Genomic DNA, 1,680 nt, shown 5'->3' with positions numbered 1-1,680 from the left:
GCTGGCGTGGCGCCGGGAGGCGGCCGGCGAGCCGATCGTGACGCCCTCCGCGGCGGTGCGCCGGAGCAACGACTACGGCGCGGGCCAGCCTTCCGCGCTGTACCTGGACGGCTGGTTCTACCTGATGTTCACCGACACCACTGCGGCGGGCGCGGGGTGGAACGGCGCGGGCCAGTTCGTGCAGCGCGCCCGCGATCCCGCGTTCACCGACCGGGTGCAGGCCCTGACCCAATCCGGTTTCGAGCCGGTCGGGCCGGATCCGCGGATCCGCGGGCGTTCGGTTGTGGACGCGTTCAGCGCGGACTGGATGTGGGTGGATGCCCTGCAGGCGTTCGCCATCGCCCACCAGACCGCCGAGGGCACGACGATCACTTTCTGGGACCGCGGTTTCACCCGCCACCCCTACGAACCGGTGGTCCTGCCGGGGCCGTGGCAGGAGGGACCCGGACTGGTGCGTGCCGCTGACGGCCACGCCCCGGTGTCCGAAGTGGACTCTCGCGGGACGGTTCCCATCGAACTTCTGCGAGCCACGACGGCGAATCCGGCGCCCACGGGAATTCGCTCAACGGGAGTCGGAGTATCCGAAGTGGACGAATTGGACGACTGAAGCCGACGGCCGCAGGAACGGATCCGGCCGGCCCGGCCACCGCCGGGGCCAACGGTTCGACGGTGGCCGAGCTCGACCAGCGCGCGCATGGGGCTCCCGCCCCCATGTGCGTCCTGCGCTGAACCCGCGGTTCCGCGCGGCGGCCGGACGACCCTGTCGGGGAAGAGCCGCCGAGCCGCACGCGCGAAGCCGCGGACCTCAACTCCCGGAACGGTCCGGGGAGTGAGTGCGTGACTCGAGGCCGGTGCTCAGCGACCCGCCGAACATGCGCGTCTTCTGCCGAGCACGCCCCTTCAGCGCGAGTGCAGCGACCCGGTCCCGGCGACGAGCTGTCGAACGAGCCCGGGTGATCCCAAGTCTGAAAGCGTCGGCAACCTGCCGTAACCGCCTGTTCGTCGCCTTTCGCTACTCTTTTCGGGGGCGCGTCGAGCGCTGGAACGGGAATCTGGTTCGGACCACGCAGACGTGCTGTGCGCAGGACGTTCGCTCTGTGAAATTACCGAGTTTCCCAGGTTCTGGGGTGTTGCCGGGGTGTTTTCGACGTGATTGCCGATGGTCTGCATCCGGGTGGTTGCCGGAAATGCCGGCGAGCAGGAGGTGAAATCGGATTGGTCGCGACGCACGCTCGCCCGCGCTCGGCCGATGCCGTGCGATCGGCGCCATCCCGCCGACACCCTCGCAGCCCGCCCGCTGCCAACTAGGCTGACCGCATGTCCGACACCTACCCCCGCCGCCGGCACGCCCTGCGCGAACTCCTCCGCGCCGAGGACCTGGACGCGATGCTGGTCACCGAACTGCGCAACATCCGGTACCTCACCGGCTTCACCGGCTCGCAGGCCGCGCTCGTGGTGCGCACCGCGGACGAGCCGGATGCCGAGGGCGGCACGGTCTTCAGCACCGACGGCCGCTACGACACCCAGGCGAGCGCGCAGGTGCCGGACCTGGAGCGGGTGATCGAACGGCCCAGCGACCGGACGCTGGCCGAGCGCCTCGGCAGCGATCCCGCCCGCTATCGCCGCACCGGCTTCGAGAGCGGGCACGTCACCGTCGACGGCCGCGACGCCCTGGCCGAG

The 1,680-nt window shown here is 70.8% G+C and carries 1 protein-coding gene and 1 pseudogene; both read left to right on the top strand.

All coding sequences use genetic code 11. From position 1 onward, the window contains the following. Positions 1 to 607, top strand: a pseudogene (locus IJH84_RS17005) (beta-xylosidase); the annotation flags it as partial. 710 nt (positions 608 to 1,317) lie between these two features. Next, on the top strand, positions 1,318 to 1,680 hold a 363-nt coding region (locus IJH84_RS17000; RefSeq protein ID WP_295146141.1), incomplete at its 3' end, for an aminopeptidase P family N-terminal domain-containing protein.

The sequence above is a fragment of the Saccharopolyspora sp. genome (genome assembly GCF_017434145.1).
GTDB classification, from domain to species: Bacteria; Actinomycetota; Actinomycetes; order Mycobacteriales; family Pseudonocardiaceae; genus Saccharopolyspora_C; species Saccharopolyspora_C galaxeae.
This window is presented reverse-complemented; position numbering and strand designations above follow the sequence as displayed.